Below are 13,290 nucleotides of genomic sequence, written 5' to 3'. Positions count from 1 at the left end.
TATGCTGTCGGGCGTGGCACGCACCGAAGGAACTCGAGCGCCAGGTCGCCCGGCCGCGGCCAGCCGTGACGACGTGCTGGACGTGGCCGTTGTGGCCTTCCTGGCGGGTAAGCGGGTCGACGCGAATGCCATTGCCGCCCAACTCGGTCTCGGTCGCACCAGTATCTACCGGTGGTTCGGCTCCCGCGACGGGCTGCTCGGGGCGGCTTTGGCCCGCCAGCTCGAGCGCATGGTCGCCTACGCCGAACGGCGCAGCACCGCGACCGGCGGGGAACGGCTCGTCGAGATCCTCGACAACGCCATTCACTGGTTGGTCGAGGACGGTTCGCTGCGCACCTACTTCGACCAGGAATCCACGGCGGCATTGCGCGTGATCACCCGCAGCGACGGGGTGGTGCACCCGGCGGCGGTCTCGATCGTCGAAGGTCTGCTCGAACGCGCCGAGGAGCAGGGCTATCGGCCGCCCATCGACCGCGCCACCCTCGCCTACGCCCTGGTCCGATTGTGGGAAGCGTTCCTGTACAACGACGCCGTGGCAGGCTTTCAAGGTGACGTGGAGCGGCTGAGCCGCGTCCAGGCCGCCCTGCTGCGGGCTTAGGCGACCTCCGCCTTCGCTCCGGCGGCTATCGGGCAGTCCTGGCGCTCATCGTCTCCCGGACGCCCGCGCAGTACCACCCGGCGATGGCGTCCAGAGCGGACTGTCGCGGTATGGGTTGTCGCATGCGGTGCCATTCGGTTGCTGCCGCCAAAGTTGCCCCGATGAGGCCGTGGGCGAGCAGGCGGGTCCGATGCGGGCCGGTGTCCTCCGGATGCAGGTGCGTGGCCAGGGCGGTGACGAATTCTGCTGTGGCAGCGGCAATCCGGGCTTCGACGGCGTGGTCACCGAGGGCGCAGGCGCCGAAGACCAGCTCCGATGTGGAGTGTGGGCCGGACTCGACGAGATCGAAGAGGACCCCCACGGTGCGGCTCACCCGGTCGAAATCGGAGGTAGCCATGTCGTCGACAGCACGCAACCTGTCCGTGAGCTCGTCCAGGTAGTCCGAGATCACCGCGAGATAGAGCGCGCTCTTGGTCGAGAAGTGCCGGTAGAGCACGGGTTTGGTGACGTCGGCAACCGCGCTCACGGTGTCCATCGTGGTGCCGTGATAGCCGTGCACGGTGAAGGTCGCCCGCGCGGCCGTGAGGAACCGACCGCGTTGGCTGCTGTGACCGGTACCGAATCGGGCCGTCGCGATGGAAGTGCTCATGTGCCGGATTCCCGCCTCTATTTGATACACAAGGATCGCTATGTAACATACTGGATCATGCAACTGGCCTTCACCGAGGACGAGCTCGCCTTCCGCGACGAGCTGCGTGCCTTCTTCCGCCGTGAGATCCCCGCGGACATCCGCGAGCAGAACCGGCACATGCACGAGCTGAGCAAGAACGACTACGTCGCCACCCAGCGCATCCTCAACAGCGCCGGGCTGGCCGTCCCCCACTGGCCCGCCGAATGGGGTGGCCGGGACTGGTCGGCGGTGCAGCACCACATCTGGCATCACGAAATGCAACTTGCCTCGGTGCCCGAGCCGCTCACCTTCAACGCCAACATGATCGGCCCGGTTCTCGCCGAGTTCGGCTCGCAAGAGCTCAAACAGCGGTTCCTGCCCGCGACGGCGAATCTCGACATCTGGTGGTGCCAGGGCTTTTCCGAGCCCGACGCCGGGTCCGACCTGGCCTCGCTGCGCACCGTCGCGGTGCGCGACGGCGACGACTACGTGGTCAACGGGCAGAAGACCTGGACCACCGCCGCCCAGAGCGCGGACTGGATGTTCTGCCTGGTCCGCACCGACCCCACCGCCCCGAAGAAGCAGGCAGGCATCTCGATGCTGCTGTTCCGCATGGACACCCCCGGCGTGACGGTGCGCCCGATCGAGCTGATCGACGGCGGCTTCGAGGTCAACGAGGTGTTCCTGGAGAACGTGCGCGTCCCGGCCGATCAGCTGGTCGGCCAGGAGAACCACGGCTGGACCTACGCCAAATTCCTGCTCGGCAACGAACGCACCGGCATCGCGGCGGTCGGTCAGACCATGGTCCGCTTGGAATTGGCGAAGGAACACGCCGCCCAGACCAGGCTCGGCACCGGCACACTCCTCGACGACCCCGCCTTCGCGGCCCGGATCGCCGATCTCGACAACGAGCTGCTGGCACTGGAACTGGTGCAGCTGCGGGTGGCGGCCGGCTCGAGCGGCGGCGCCCCGAACCCTGTCTCCTCGATTCTCAAACTGCGCGGCACCGAACTGCAGCAGGCCGTCACCGAACTGCTCGTCGACATCGCAGGCCCCGCCGCCGTCGCGCGGGTAGGGGAGACCGACGACTGGGCGCGCCGCACCATCGCCGGATACCTCAACTACCGCAAGACTTCCATCTACGGAGGATCCAACGAGGTGCAGCGCACCATCGTCGCCTCGACGATCCTCGGACTGTGAGTAACCGCCATGGATTTCACCTTCACCCCTGAACAGACCCTGCTGCGCGACACCGTGCGCAGCGTGCTGACCCGCCACTACACCCACGAACGCCGCGCCGACGATCCCGGCTGGGATCCGAAGGTGTGGGCGGCCTTCGCCGAGGTCGGTCTGCTCGGGCTGACCGTGTCGGCCGAGGACGGCGGCATCGACGGCGGCCCCATCGAAACCATGCTCGCCATGGAGGAACTCGGCCGTACCCTGGCGCCGGAACCGGTCTTCGATTGTGCCCTGCTGCCAGCCCTCATGATCGGCCGCGCGGGCACGCCGGACCAGCGCACCACCCTGCTTCCCGGCATTGTCGACGGCGAGCAGTTGTTCACCTTCGCGCATGCCGAGCCCGGCGTTCGTTGGCCCTACCCGCGATGCGAAACCCTGGCCGTCGACATCGGTGACCGGTGGACGCTGACCGGTCGCAAAAGCCCTGTGCCCTATGGGGATCGGGCCGACCGGCTGATCGTCTCGGCCGTCGTGCCCACCGGCGAGACCGCGCTGTTCCTCGTCGATGCCCGTGACACGGCTGTCGCGCGCACCGCCTACCGCACCTACGACGGGCGCCGTGGCGCCGACATCGAATTCCGTGGTGCGCCGGCCGAACTGCTCGGCAGCAGCCTCGACGGCGGTGCGACCATCGCCGAAGCCGTGATCACCACCCAAGCGGCACTCGGTGCCGAAGCGGTCGGTGCGATGGCCGAGGCCTTGCGGCTCACCACCGAATACCTGAAGACCCGCAAGCAGTTCGGTGTCGCACTGCGCACCTTCCAGACCCTCACCCACCGGGCCGCGGACATGTACGTCTCGCTGGAACTGGCCCGCAGCATGAGCTTGTACGCGGCGATGTCGCTGGCTGACGGAGTCGTCGATCCCACCGTGGCCTCCCGCGCGAAACGGCGAATCGACCTCTCCGGCAAGCACATCGGCCAAGAGGCGATCCAGCTGCACGGCGGCATCGGGATGACCGCCGAATACCCGGTGGGGCACTACACCGCCCGGCTCACCACCATCGAGCACACCCTCGGCGATGCGGGCGACCACCTGCGCTACCTGTCGGGTGTGGTCGGCGAGTACCGGAAGGCGGAAATCTGATGCGCATCCGTGGCGCGGTCCTGGACCACCACGACCGCCCCAGACCCTTCGCCACGTCACGCCCGATCGGAGTGTACGACCTCGAACTCGACGATCCGGGCCCGACCGAGGTGCTGGTCCGGATCGAAGCGGCCGGTGTGTGCCATTCCGATCTCAGTGTGGTCGACGGCAATCGGGTGCGGCCGCTGCCCATGCTGCTCGGTCACGAGGCGGCGGGCATCGTGGAGGCACTCGGCGACCAGGTCGACGACCTGGCTGTGGGTGACCGGGTGGTCATGTCGTTCCTGCCGCGCTGCGAACGCTGTGCGGCGTGCGCCCGCGACGGAGCGCTGCCCTGCACCGAAGGAACCCGGGCGAACACGGCGGGCGAACTCCTGCACCACCCCGGCAGGCTGACCAGGGCCGGACAGCCCGTGCGTCACCATCTCGGCGTCTCCGGATTCGCCACGCACGCGGTGATCGACCAGGCCTCGGTGGTCGCGGTCGGCAGTGATGTGCCGCCGGAGGTGGCGGCACTGTTGGGGTGCGCCGTCCTCACCGGCGGCGGCGCCGTGCTCAATGTCGCCGACCCGGCGCCCGAAGACGACCTGATGGTGGTCGGACTGGGTGGGGTCGGCATGGCCGCGCTGCTCACCGCGACCGCGATCGGGGTGCGGCGCATCGTGGCGGTCGACCGCCTGCCCGCCAAGCTCGAGGCCGCCCGCGATCTCGGTGCCACCGAAACATACACACCAGAACAGGTTGCGGCGCAGGGGATCCGGGCCCGCTATGTGATCGAGTGCGCCGGTCACCCGGCCGCTTTCGAAACCGCCTTCCTGGCCACCGCTCCCGGCGGAACCACCGTCACCGTCGGCCTGCCCGCCCCGTCGGCCACCGTGACACTGTCACCGCTGATTTTCACCGCCGAGGCGCGCACCGTGGTCGGCAGCTATCTCGGCTCGGCTGTCCCGGCGCGCGACATTCCTCGCTACGAACAGATGTGGCGGGCGGGCAGGCTGCCGGTCGAGAAACTGATCTCCGCCCGCATCGGGCTCGACGATCTCAACGAGGCCATGGATCAGCTCGCGGACGGTGCGGCCGTGCGTCAGGTGATCGTCTTCGCACCGGACTTGGAGACACGATGACATCCACACTTTCCGACCTCCCGGTCGCCCAGTTCGTCGGCGGACACTGGGTGGACAGCACGACGACGATGCCTGTGCGCAACCCCGCCACCGGCGCACAGATCGCGACCGTCGCAGACGGCGACGAGACGACAGCGCTGGCCGCGTTGGACGCCGCCGCGGCAGCGCAGGAGAGCTGGGCGGCCACCGATCCGCGCCACCGCAGCGATATCCTCCTGCGCGCGTTCCACCTGCTGCATGCCGAAGCCGACCGGATCGCCCGCACGATCACCCTCGAAATGGGTAAGCCGCTCGCCGAGGCGCGCGGCGAAGTGGTCTACGGCGCCGATTTCCTGCGCTGGTTCGCCGAGGAGACCACCCGCGGCAGCGGAGCCTATTTCCCGGCACCGAGTGGCGGCCGCCGCATCGCGGTCCGAAAACAGCCGGTCGGCCCGGTCTTCGCGATCACCCCGTGGAACTTCCCACTGGCCATGGTCACCCGCAAGGTGGCCCCCGCACTCGCCGCGGGCTGCACTGTCGTCCTCAAGCCCGCACCCCAAACCCCGCTTACCGCAATAGAATTCATGCGGATTCTGGTGGAAGCCGGAGTGCCGTCGGGCGTCGTCAACTGTGTGACGACCTCGCGCGCACCACTGGTGTCGGCGCCGATTCTCGCCGACCGGCGGCTGCGCAAGCTCACCTTCACCGGCTCCACCGCCGTCGGGCGCACCCTGCTGGCCCAAGCTGCGCAAGGAGTTCTGCGGGTCTCGATGGAACTCGGCGGCAACGCGCCGTTCGTCATTTTGGAGTCCGCCGACCTGAACAAGGCCGTCGACGGCGCGGTATTCGCCAAACTACGCAACGCCGGACAGACCTGCGTCGCCGCCGACCGCTTCCTGGTCCACGAATCGCTGGCCACGGATTTCACCGAACGGTTCCTCACCGCCGTGTCCGCGCTGCCGGTGGGCGACGGCCTCGACGAATCGACGCGCATCGGACCCGTGATCGACGGCGCAGCGGTGCACCGGATCACCGCGCTCATCGACGAAGCAGTCAGCCAGGGCGCCCACCTGCACACCGTGGGAACCGATACCGACAGACCCGGTCACTTCCTGCAACCCGCGGTCCTGACCGACGTCGACCCCCGAACCCGCCTCTGGAATTCGGAGGTCTTCGGCCCCGTGACCGCGATCCGCACGTTCACCGACCCGGCAGAAGCGCTCCATCTGGCCAACGACACCGACGCCGGTCTCGCCGGATACGTATTCGGCGAAAACCTCAACGACACACTCGAATTCGCCGAAAGCCTGCAGACCGGCATGGTCGGCGTGAACACGGGCGCGATCTCCGACCCGGCCGCACCCTTCGGCGGAATGAAGTCCTCCGGGCTCGGCAGAGAAGGGGGCAGCACCGGACTGGAGGAGTACCAGGAACTGCAGTACCTGGCCATCGCCCGCTGACCTGGTAACACTTCGGAGGCTTCTGGAGACACAGGTGGAGCGCGCTCAGACCGCATCCAGGAATTCCCCGAGCAACCGCAGGCTGAACCGCCGCTCCACCTCGTGGAGCGCGTCGGCGGGCAAGTCTGGATGCTCGTAGGTGATATTGAGCCAAAGAACCGGCAGCGCACCAGCTGCTTCCAGTAGCTGTGCGGTTACGAGCAGGTCGTTCTCGATGTCGGCTGTCGAGAAGTAGCCGCGTGCTCGAAACCGCGCCGAGGGGTACCGGGCGAGAATCGGGTCCAGTGTGTGCTTCAGTTCGAGTAGCCGTTCGTAGGCTTCATGTTTCGTGTCCGCACCCAGCGGACCCGCCCATTCACGGCATGCCAGCGACATTGCTCGACCCTACGTCGATACTCGGGCGATGGCACCCGCGCGATCCTGCGGGGCAGCGGCGTCGGCCTGCACTCGCGCTCAACTGCCGATGCGCCGGTGCATGGTCATCCGCGGCGTGTCCACCAGCGCCGCTTCGGCTTGTTCTCGTCGGCGAGCCGGAGCTGTGCGACGATGTCCAGAAACGCCCAGATATAGCCGATCTCGTACGTATCCGGCTCCTCGGTACCACCCAGGAATGGGTAAGTCGTGGCGATGTAGACCTGTCCAGACGCAAGTGGACCAAGAATTCCCCTGATTTCCGCGGCGTGGTCGGACAGCAGGATCACCGCCGCAGTGGTCGACGATGGCTCGCTCGATCTGTGCGGCAGGACGGTGGGGAGATCGCACGTCTGGTCTTGCCGTGCGGCGCGGGGAGTATTTGTATGTCGTTGCGGCCCTTGGCTTCTGTGTAGATCAAGCGTGCTGTTCGATCAGCTCGCTTGCGTACCGTATGACTCGTGCGGAAAGGAATAGCACTTGCCGATCGGCGGGGCTTCTCCTCTACCCTGAATGGGTGTGGTTCAAGATTGCATTCACGTCGGTGCTGTTGCTGGCGGCCCTGTTATGGGGAGTGACATGGTTGTTCGAGCAGCCGGAAGCATTGGATTCCTGCGTCCAGGTGCCGTGCCCGCCGGATGTGTCCACGACACCCACGACCACACCGCCGGCGCCGGGCGAACCGTACGCGATCACTTTAAGCGCCTACAAGTGCTGTGCGTGAAGGCAAAGCCCCACCAGCGCGAAAGCTACGATGGGTGCAGACATCCTGTACTGCCGCGACCCGCGCGATCCCGAGGGCCGCGGCACCAGCTGACAATCGCACTCAACTGCCGATTTGAGTGCAGAGACTCCGTGGCGCGGAGCGCGGCAAACCTTCGTCACGAGTTACGACGTACAGACCCACACGCTGTAGTCAGCGCCAGCGCCGGCGCCCCAGCCAACTCCGGTCAGTCGCAGCATCATCTCGAAGACGTAGTCCTCGCTCAGAGGCTCGGGAGCACCCTGTTCCTCGGGAAGCGGTGCTCCGTGCTCATCGGCTAACTCTCCTTCGGTGTAGATGATTTGGCGCACCATCTCTCCTTCGAGGTACCAAGCGAAGCCATGGGTCGTCGAGACGCTGTTGGTCACCCATGCGAGCGCCCTCCTGGTGCCCGAAACCTGCAGTACCGCTTGTTCATCGAAACTCACTCGGAACTCTGGATCGGCGATGAAGGTCCAGCCGTCCACCGTGGCAACCCCGTAGTCGTGGGGTCCATGATGCACCGTATCGATGTCGGCGCTCTCGCCCGTTTCGTAGGGCTGGCCTGGTAGATCTGTCGGATCCACGGACCCCTGAACGATCAGCCCTTGCACTTTCCATCCCACGCCCAACTCGCTTCCCTCGCAGGTCTCCACCTGCAGCACGCCAAAAACTGTAGGGGGTGGCTCCGACACCTCGGTGCGCAGCAGTTCAGGTGCCTTTTCGGCGCGTAACCGCTCATGCCGATGTGCGCGGCCCTTCGGCGGACCGCGATGCTCAAGAAGTGCGGCGCCGACTATCGAGGAAAGCAGGAGCGCAGCGCCCTTCCGGCTTGGGCGTGTGGCCTCGGCATCCGAACAAATCATCGGCTGTCCCTGCCGATCCAGGGACTGGGTGATCAACGATCCGACCGTATCCGGGTTGTTGCCGACGATCGGTCGCGGTAGTAGGAAGATCTCTCCATGCATGTCTTCGCGAGTTCGCGCACCTTCGAGGTCTGGCAATGGGGCCCGGGGCACACTGGGCTATTGCTGCGCAGCTGGGGCGGCGCCAACGACGAGTCTCGCATCGAAGTTCTGTTCAAACCAGCCGACTTCGTATGCCTGCCAAACAGGTTGACCGGCGTCGACATCGCCATGGTGACCGACGGTGACGTGTGGACAACCGTCCCGAGGGTGGTCGGACGCGATCTGAAGCAGTGGGAGAACCTGTTCGTTGTGACATCCGAAGAAATGTCGGGTTGGGTGGTCGGAGGCTCAGCGAATGGCCGCACTGGTCCTGAATCCGGCTCCCGCGAGCCGATGTTCGACGGATGGGAGGCCAGAGACCCGATCAGGGACCTCTTCACCACTAACACCACTCCACACTGACGGTCGGCTAGAACGCACTATTCTGCCGCTGATCGCTCGGTCGTAACATCCGCATCTGCCGAGTTCAGGTTGTTTTGACGTTGGCACGGGCTCTAGCTCATGCATCCTTGTGACAGACCGCTTCGAGCATCACGCCGTCGTATCCAGTCCAGAAAGTGGCGTAGTAGGGCGGCGGGTACTGCGGGAATTCCTGTGGCGCGTGGATGATTTCGTCACCACGCGAGAATGCCCAGGCATGCACCCTGTCAACGTCGGCGCGGGTGCGCACCATGAACGCGAGGTGTTGCAGCCCGGCGCGGCCAAGCGCGTGACCGGGTTCGGATGCCGGATAGAAGAACATGTACGTTCCGATCTTCCCACCTGCTGGCCAGTACGCGAACTGCGTGTCGTCGGCCAGTAATGGCTCGTACTCGAGCAGTGGCATGAGCTCGTCGTAATACACGCGGGCCGCAACGAGATCGGTGACGTTGACGCCGAGGTGTCCGAGTGCCATCTCCGAAATCTACTGATCGGTTGGCGTCGAGCCAAGACCCCGGTCCGGAACCGTCGCTCTGTAATGGCGCGACCGGCGCGATCCCGAGGGCTGCGGCACCGCCCGACGAAATGCACTCAACTGCCGATGAGCGTGCACAGAATGCAGAAGCGCTGGTGTTGGATACGGTGGGCCGCATGCCCGCCCACCCTTCGGACCAGCAATCGGTAGAACAGATCGAGGGAGCGGCATGGCCTGAGCCAGCACCAGATGCGACCTACCTGATCCGAAGAGTCCACCAGTTGCGTCGGGTTCCGGTCGGGGAACTGAGCATTGAAGACGTACGAATCATGTTGTCGCAGAGCGCCGGAACCGTCGCGATCCTGCCTCGGGTACTTGACATGCTGGAGGAGAATCCGCTGTCTGCGGGCGACTTCTACCCGGGAGATCTCTGGGTCGATGAGGCCGCCTGAACCCGCTATTCTGCCGATGGCAGGTCGTTGTCGACCCGGCGAATAGGGGGATGCCCCGACGATCTTCGATCAGGACTTGCCGTCATCGACTGGCGTGGTGGGGTTCGCTCGGTTGGATTTATCGCCGAGGCGCGCGTGCAGCCGTTCGCGGACCTGGTCCGGGGTGTAGGCGCGACGTTTGCGTTCGGCCCGCACGATGACCACTCCGGTCGCCGCGACACCCGCGGTCCCGGCCAGACCCAATATCTTCCACCAGCGCATGCGCCTAGGCTAGTCGCTGTGTCACGCGAAACCCCGATGAGTATCGGCTTGGACGAAGCAGTAGAGCTAACACGAACGGGGGATCTATGGCTGTTTCGCGGGCATTCTCGCGCCGATCGCGCGATACGGGGGTTGACCAACAGTCCGGTGAACCACGTCGGCATGGCAGTGGTCATCGATGACCTACCGGCGCTGATATGGCATGCCGAGCTCGGTCGGGCACTGCCGGACATCTGGTCGGGTAGCCATCATCGCGGAGCCCAGCTACACGATATGCGGGCCGCGGTCATCCGATGGGCCCAGGAGTACGGGCAACAGGCGTGGATGCGTCAGTTGGATCGGCCGGTGACCCACGAGATGGAGGGTGCGGCGCTGCGGGTGGTGGCGAGGCTGGACGGCATGCCCTTCCCCTCCACCGGCGCGCTGGCGGGGCGTTGGTTGCTGGGGCGAGTGCCGGTACCGAAGCGGTCGAAGAAGCGCGAATCCGATCAAGCCGGTCTGGAGAACGCCTACTGCGCGGAGATCGTCGCCATGACGTATGAGGCCATGGGCTTGTTGCCGAACAGACGTCCGAATTGGTATGACCCGGGCAGATTTTGGAGCGGCGACAACCTGCGATTGGCCGAGGGGTATCACCTCGGCGGGGAAATCACGGTCCACGTTCCCGACCACTGACCTCGGCGACCTCCGCCACGAGTGACACCACTCATCGTGCACGGACCACAACCCACGGAAGCGGGCTCCTGCCGATTGCCGCGTCCTCTCGGCTGCTGGCCGTGCCGCCAGACAGTACCTTCGAAAAGTTATGCCCGGCTCTCACCCGCGACAGTGATAACCACCCTTACGTCGGTCGGCCCTGACGGCCAATGCCATTGCAGCGCAGAGGCCGCCGAACATTATGACTCCAGCGAGCAAAATTCCCACGCCGACAATGGCGGTCGCGAGCGCAGGAGTGCCGAAGCCGAAGTACACGGCCAACGGACTCGACAGCATTGCGCCGATGAAGCCCCCGATCAGGGCCACGACGAGGACTGGCCGACGTTTCATGAATCCGACTCTAGCCTTCGAGCAGTCGATCGCTCCGTCCAAGAAACCAGCATCACAGACCTCCGTTCGTGCCGCGACCCGCGCGATGCCGAGGGCCGCGGCACCAGCCGGCGAACGCACTCAACGTGCGGTCGCATCTGTTGTGATCGAGTCTGTCGGGGTTCGGTAATACTGTGCGACGGTGGCAGATATCTATGAGTTTGTGATCTCGGTGGAGCTTCGCTCCGACCTGTCCGGCGAGGACATCGCGGAGTTGCGATGGCAGGTGGGGCAGGGTGAAGCGCCCATTGATGAGCTTCGGCTCTCGCGGGGGTATGTCGGTGTTGTAGAAAGTGAAGGAGGGGAACTTGTCTTCACGGACCCACAACCGTTCCTGAGCCAGGTCGGGCCTGCGTGGAAGGTCGACGGAATGCTCAGCTCGAGCTTCCGAAAGACCTCGACCGGCTGGCATCTCGAAGCCCGACAAGAGGTTCACCCCGAGGATTTCGAAACACTGGAGCCACTGCTGATCTGGCTGTATCGGCACGTCGATTTCCGGGCGATCGCAGCAGATGGTTCGGTCGAACTCGGCCGACTGCGCTGGTACGAAGACAAAGATTCTCGACCTCTCCTCATACGCGATAACCAAGTCTTCTGGCCGTAATTCGCCTTCCACCCACTGCACGGAGCGCATGCTACTGCCTGGATCGAGTGAACTGACAGACACGAATGCGCAGGCGGCGTTGCGACGTACGACGCGCTCTCTTGCCGCGACCCAGGCTGCCGAACCGGGCCGCGCGGCACCATCGAAAATCAACTGACCGTAGTGATCCGACGCCGTCGGAACGTCTGCCCTACTGCCGAGTGCTCAGCGTCGGCGCGCCCAAGGTACACCGGCTGCCTGTTGCTCTCAAGCGAAAATGGTTGCGGCTGATCTGAATCCAGGTTTCGGAACGGTCGCAAAGTCTCCGAACATGTCTACAAGTAGGCCACGCGGACGTAAGAGTGGTGCGCCCAGACTTTCGACGACGCCTCGATTCACGAACTCGCGCGCCGCATTTTCGTGAAATACACCGCCGGTTCCCGCGTGATCAACCCGTACCCGCCGTCCGGAGTCGCCGCGAACGGAGCGGGCAGATACAGCACCGGCAGCACCTCACCGATCAACGGCCGCTTCTCCCGCGTGATCCGATAACCGATCTCGACCACCTCGGGCACATCACCATCCACCACCGCATCGCCGTCGCGACGGACGCACCGATGCGGTTCGAGCCGCACCGTCCGAATCGCCGTCCGCGCCCATCCGAACAGCACGCACTCACTCGCACCGGGCCGCGCGTACTCCACCAACCCCACACCATCGCTCCAGAAGACGAACTGCTCATCCTCCGTCGAGCTGTGATACCCGGCCTCCACACTCCACTGACCGATGATCTCGTCACCACGCATCGAGCGATTGAACCACCGCACCGCCGCGCCCGGCGAGCACGTCCGCAAAATGCCGCGGATCGCTCTGAGCCGAGCAGCCACGCGGGGCCGGCTGGTACTCAGGGGTGTTGTGGCTCAGCAAGTTCAGTCGCGCCGACTGCGGTGAGGCTAGTGGATCAACTCGATGCCTCGGGACCGCAAGACCGTCTGGAGGTGGGGCGCAAGCAATTCCGCACCTAGAACGCGCTTCAGATTCGGGAGGAGATGGAGGTCGTCGAGACTGGCGACGTCGAACTGCTCGCCCTCGCCGTCCCAGTGCGGGCAACATTCGGCGTAGACCTGGCAGCCTCCGTCGAAGATGAGCTGTTCAATCCCTGCGAGTAAATCGACAGAAAGCTCGAGGCTCTCGAAGTAGGCCTGAGCTTCCGGCACGACCTGGTCGTAGTAGTTGTCGGCGGAGTACTCCCAGAGGTCACCATCGAAGCCCTGGGCTTCCAGCGTGTCCTCGAGGGACCATGGCTCGAGCTTGGGGGACTCGCCGTACATGAGTTCTTCGATAACTGCCAGTTTGAGATTGAAGTCCACGAACTCAGTCACACGCCCAATCTAGCGTCGGCCTACGACAACCACGTCGCGACGATTCTCGAACCCGTTCAACCTCAAAGCATGAGCGTCGGCAGGTGCCTGCCTCGATCTCGGCCGAACGCCCGATAATGCCGCGGTTCGCGCGCTGCTGAGAAGCGCGGCGCCAGCCGGCGAACGCACTCAACTGCCGATGAGCGAGTGCTCAAACCGCATCGGAGGACCGAATACTGACGATCGCGCCCGCTGCGCGCAGTGCAATCGCCAGAACCTCCATCTCGACCCTGGTTCCTTCGAGCCCCCTGCTACAGAGTTCCTCGGCCATCGCGCGGGCTTCGACGAGCGACAGCGCTCTGACCTTGCGAAGTG

The 13,290-nt window shown here is 65.1% G+C and carries 18 protein-coding genes; 9 read left to right on the top strand and 9 right to left on the bottom strand.

The annotated features are described in order from the left end of the window. Window positions 1-13 precede the first annotated feature (13 nt). A complete protein-coding gene (locus ACLJPD_RS31760; RefSeq protein WP_410877145.1) occupies window positions 14-598 on the top strand; it encodes a QsdR family transcriptional regulator in 585 nt (194 codons plus the stop codon). A 25-nt stretch (window positions 599-623) separates the two neighbouring features. Here ACLJPD_RS31760 and ACLJPD_RS31755 read toward each other — a convergent pair whose 3' ends face one another. Next, window positions 624-1,247 carry a TetR/AcrR family transcriptional regulator gene (locus tag ACLJPD_RS31755; protein WP_410877144.1) on the bottom strand — a complete coding sequence of 208 codons (624 nt, stop codon included), beginning with the start codon at window positions 1,245-1,247 and terminating at the stop codon, window positions 624-626. 57 nt (window positions 1,248-1,304) lie between these two features. Between ACLJPD_RS31755 and ACLJPD_RS31750 the strand changes: the two genes are divergently transcribed. From ACLJPD_RS31750 to ACLJPD_RS31735, 4 genes are read left to right on the top strand one after another with little or no spacing between them, the layout of a single operon-like run. Next, window positions 1,305-2,468: an acyl-CoA dehydrogenase family protein gene (locus tag ACLJPD_RS31750; protein ID WP_410877143.1), complete on the top strand. Its 1,164-nt coding sequence runs from the start codon at window positions 1,305-1,307 to the stop codon at window positions 2,466-2,468. Window positions 2,469-2,477: 9 nt separating this feature from the next. After that, window positions 2,478-3,593: an acyl-CoA dehydrogenase family protein gene (locus ACLJPD_RS31745; RefSeq protein WP_410877142.1), complete on the top strand. Its 1,116-nt coding sequence runs from the start codon at window positions 2,478-2,480 to the stop codon at window positions 3,591-3,593. Then, a complete protein-coding gene (locus ACLJPD_RS31740) occupies window positions 3,593-4,717 on the top strand; it encodes an alcohol dehydrogenase catalytic domain-containing protein (RefSeq protein WP_410877141.1) in 1,125 nt (374 codons plus the stop codon). The genes ACLJPD_RS31745 and ACLJPD_RS31740 overlap by 1 nt, the downstream gene beginning before the upstream one ends. Continuing rightward, window positions 4,714-6,156, top strand: coding sequence for an NAD-dependent succinate-semialdehyde dehydrogenase (locus tag ACLJPD_RS31735; protein ID WP_410877139.1), 1,443 nt, complete (start codon window positions 4,714-4,716; stop codon window positions 6,154-6,156). Before ACLJPD_RS31740 ends, ACLJPD_RS31735 begins: the two co-directional genes overlap by 4 nt. A gap of 45 nt (window positions 6,157-6,201) precedes the next feature. On the opposite strand, the gene ACLJPD_RS31730 is transcribed toward ACLJPD_RS31735, so the two are convergent. The 3 genes from ACLJPD_RS31730 to ACLJPD_RS31720 form a co-directional block, all read right to left on the bottom strand. After that, window positions 6,202-6,531, bottom strand: a complete 330-nt coding sequence (locus tag ACLJPD_RS31730) for a hypothetical protein (RefSeq protein ID WP_410877137.1) — start codon at window positions 6,529-6,531, stop codon at window positions 6,202-6,204. A gap of 104 nt (window positions 6,532-6,635) precedes the next feature. Beyond that, window positions 6,636-6,857 (bottom strand): hypothetical protein, encoded by a 222-nt coding sequence (locus ACLJPD_RS31725; RefSeq protein WP_410877135.1) that lies wholly within the window; start codon window positions 6,855-6,857, stop codon window positions 6,636-6,638. 598 nt (window positions 6,858-7,455) lie between these two features. Continuing rightward, window positions 7,456-8,211, bottom strand: a complete 756-nt coding sequence (locus tag ACLJPD_RS31720; protein WP_410877133.1) for a DUF6461 domain-containing protein — start codon at window positions 8,209-8,211, stop codon at window positions 7,456-7,458. A 60-nt stretch (window positions 8,212-8,271) separates the two neighbouring features. On the opposite strand from ACLJPD_RS31720, the gene ACLJPD_RS31715 reads away from it, so the two are divergent. After that, window positions 8,272-8,679, top strand: a complete 408-nt coding sequence (locus ACLJPD_RS31715) for a hypothetical protein (protein ID WP_410877132.1) — start codon at window positions 8,272-8,274, stop codon at window positions 8,677-8,679. 97 nt (window positions 8,680-8,776) lie between these two features. On the opposite strand, the gene ACLJPD_RS31710 is transcribed toward ACLJPD_RS31715, so the two are convergent. After that, complete coding sequence (locus ACLJPD_RS31710) at window positions 8,777-9,172, bottom strand: VOC family protein (protein ID WP_410877130.1); 396 nt, start codon at window positions 9,170-9,172, stop codon at window positions 8,777-8,779. Here ACLJPD_RS31710 and ACLJPD_RS31705 point away from each other — a divergent pair. After that, complete coding sequence (locus ACLJPD_RS31705) at window positions 9,166-9,624, top strand: contact-dependent growth inhibition system immunity protein (RefSeq protein ID WP_410877128.1); 459 nt, start codon at window positions 9,166-9,168, stop codon at window positions 9,622-9,624. The genes ACLJPD_RS31710 and ACLJPD_RS31705 overlap by 7 nt on opposite strands. A 69-nt stretch (window positions 9,625-9,693) precedes the next feature. On the opposite strand, the gene ACLJPD_RS31700 is transcribed toward ACLJPD_RS31705, so the two are convergent. After that, window positions 9,694-9,885 (bottom strand): hypothetical protein, encoded by a 192-nt coding sequence (locus tag ACLJPD_RS31700; RefSeq protein WP_410877126.1) that lies wholly within the window; start codon window positions 9,883-9,885, stop codon window positions 9,694-9,696. Between the two features lie 36 nt (window positions 9,886-9,921). Here ACLJPD_RS31700 and ACLJPD_RS31695 point away from each other — a divergent pair, with 36 nt between their 5' ends. After that, the gene (locus tag ACLJPD_RS31695) at window positions 9,922-10,560 is read left to right on the top strand and encodes a hypothetical protein (protein ID WP_410877247.1); all 639 of its coding nucleotides are present in this window, start codon (window positions 9,922-9,924) and stop codon (window positions 10,558-10,560) included. Between the two features lie 141 nt (window positions 10,561-10,701). Here ACLJPD_RS31695 and ACLJPD_RS31690 read toward each other — a convergent pair whose 3' ends face one another. Continuing rightward, window positions 10,702-10,932, bottom strand: a complete 231-nt coding sequence (locus ACLJPD_RS31690; protein ID WP_410877125.1) for a hypothetical protein — start codon at window positions 10,930-10,932, stop codon at window positions 10,702-10,704. A gap of 181 nt (window positions 10,933-11,113) precedes the next feature. On the opposite strand from ACLJPD_RS31690, the gene ACLJPD_RS31685 reads away from it, so the two are divergent. Next, window positions 11,114-11,575, top strand: a complete 462-nt coding sequence (locus ACLJPD_RS31685) for a hypothetical protein (protein WP_410877123.1) — start codon at window positions 11,114-11,116, stop codon at window positions 11,573-11,575. A 374-nt stretch (window positions 11,576-11,949) separates the two neighbouring features. On the opposite strand, the gene ACLJPD_RS31680 is transcribed toward ACLJPD_RS31685, so the two are convergent. After that, complete coding sequence (locus tag ACLJPD_RS31680; protein WP_410877122.1) at window positions 11,950-12,360, bottom strand: hypothetical protein; 411 nt, start codon at window positions 12,358-12,360, stop codon at window positions 11,950-11,952. Window positions 12,361-12,507: 147 nt separating this feature from the next. Beyond that, the gene (locus ACLJPD_RS31675; RefSeq protein ID WP_410877120.1) at window positions 12,508-12,936 is read right to left on the bottom strand and encodes a DUF6892 domain-containing protein; all 429 of its coding nucleotides are present in this window, start codon (window positions 12,934-12,936) and stop codon (window positions 12,508-12,510) included. Window positions 12,937-13,290 lie beyond the last annotated feature (354 nt).

The organism is Nocardia sp. A7 (genome assembly GCF_046549215.1).
Lineage (GTDB): Bacteria > Actinomycetota > Actinomycetes > Mycobacteriales > Mycobacteriaceae > Nocardia.
Note: the sequence above shows the minus strand (reverse complement) of the source record. Positions and strands in the feature narration are given on the sequence as shown.

Bases quoted from the DNA above. Each gene is read 5' to 3' on its own strand.
- ACLJPD_RS31730 (WP_410877137.1), bottom strand. From the start codon at position 6,531: ATGTCGCTGGCATGCCGTGAATGGGCGGGTCCGCTGGGTGCGGACACG.
- ACLJPD_RS31690 (WP_410877125.1), bottom strand. From the start codon at position 10,932: ATGAAACGTCGGCCAGTCCTCGTCGTGGCCCTGATCGGGGGCTTCATC.
- ACLJPD_RS31695 (WP_410877247.1), top strand. From the start codon at position 9,922: ATGAGTATCGGCTTGGACGAAGCAGTAGAGCTAACACGAACGGGGGAT.
- ACLJPD_RS31710 (WP_410877130.1), bottom strand. From the start codon at position 9,172: ATGGCACTCGGACACCTCGGCGTCAACGTCACCGATCTCGTTGCGGCC.
- ACLJPD_RS31700 (WP_410877126.1), bottom strand. From the start codon at position 9,885: ATGCGCTGGTGGAAGATATTGGGTCTGGCCGGGACCGCGGGTGTCGCG.
- ACLJPD_RS31715 (WP_410877132.1), top strand. From the start codon at position 8,272: ATGCATGTCTTCGCGAGTTCGCGCACCTTCGAGGTCTGGCAATGGGGC.
- ACLJPD_RS31740 (WP_410877141.1), top strand. From the start codon at position 3,593: ATGCGCATCCGTGGCGCGGTCCTGGACCACCACGACCGCCCCAGACCC.
- ACLJPD_RS31680 (WP_410877122.1), bottom strand. From the start codon at position 12,360: ATGCGTGGTGACGAGATCATCGGTCAGTGGAGTGTGGAGGCCGGGTAT.
- ACLJPD_RS31750 (WP_410877143.1), top strand. From the start codon at position 1,305: ATGCAACTGGCCTTCACCGAGGACGAGCTCGCCTTCCGCGACGAGCTG.
- ACLJPD_RS31745 (WP_410877142.1), top strand. From the start codon at position 2,478: ATGGATTTCACCTTCACCCCTGAACAGACCCTGCTGCGCGACACCGTG.
- ACLJPD_RS31755 (WP_410877144.1), bottom strand. From the start codon at position 1,247: ATGAGCACTTCCATCGCGACGGCCCGATTCGGTACCGGTCACAGCAGC.
- ACLJPD_RS31735 (WP_410877139.1), top strand. From the start codon at position 4,714: ATGACATCCACACTTTCCGACCTCCCGGTCGCCCAGTTCGTCGGCGGA.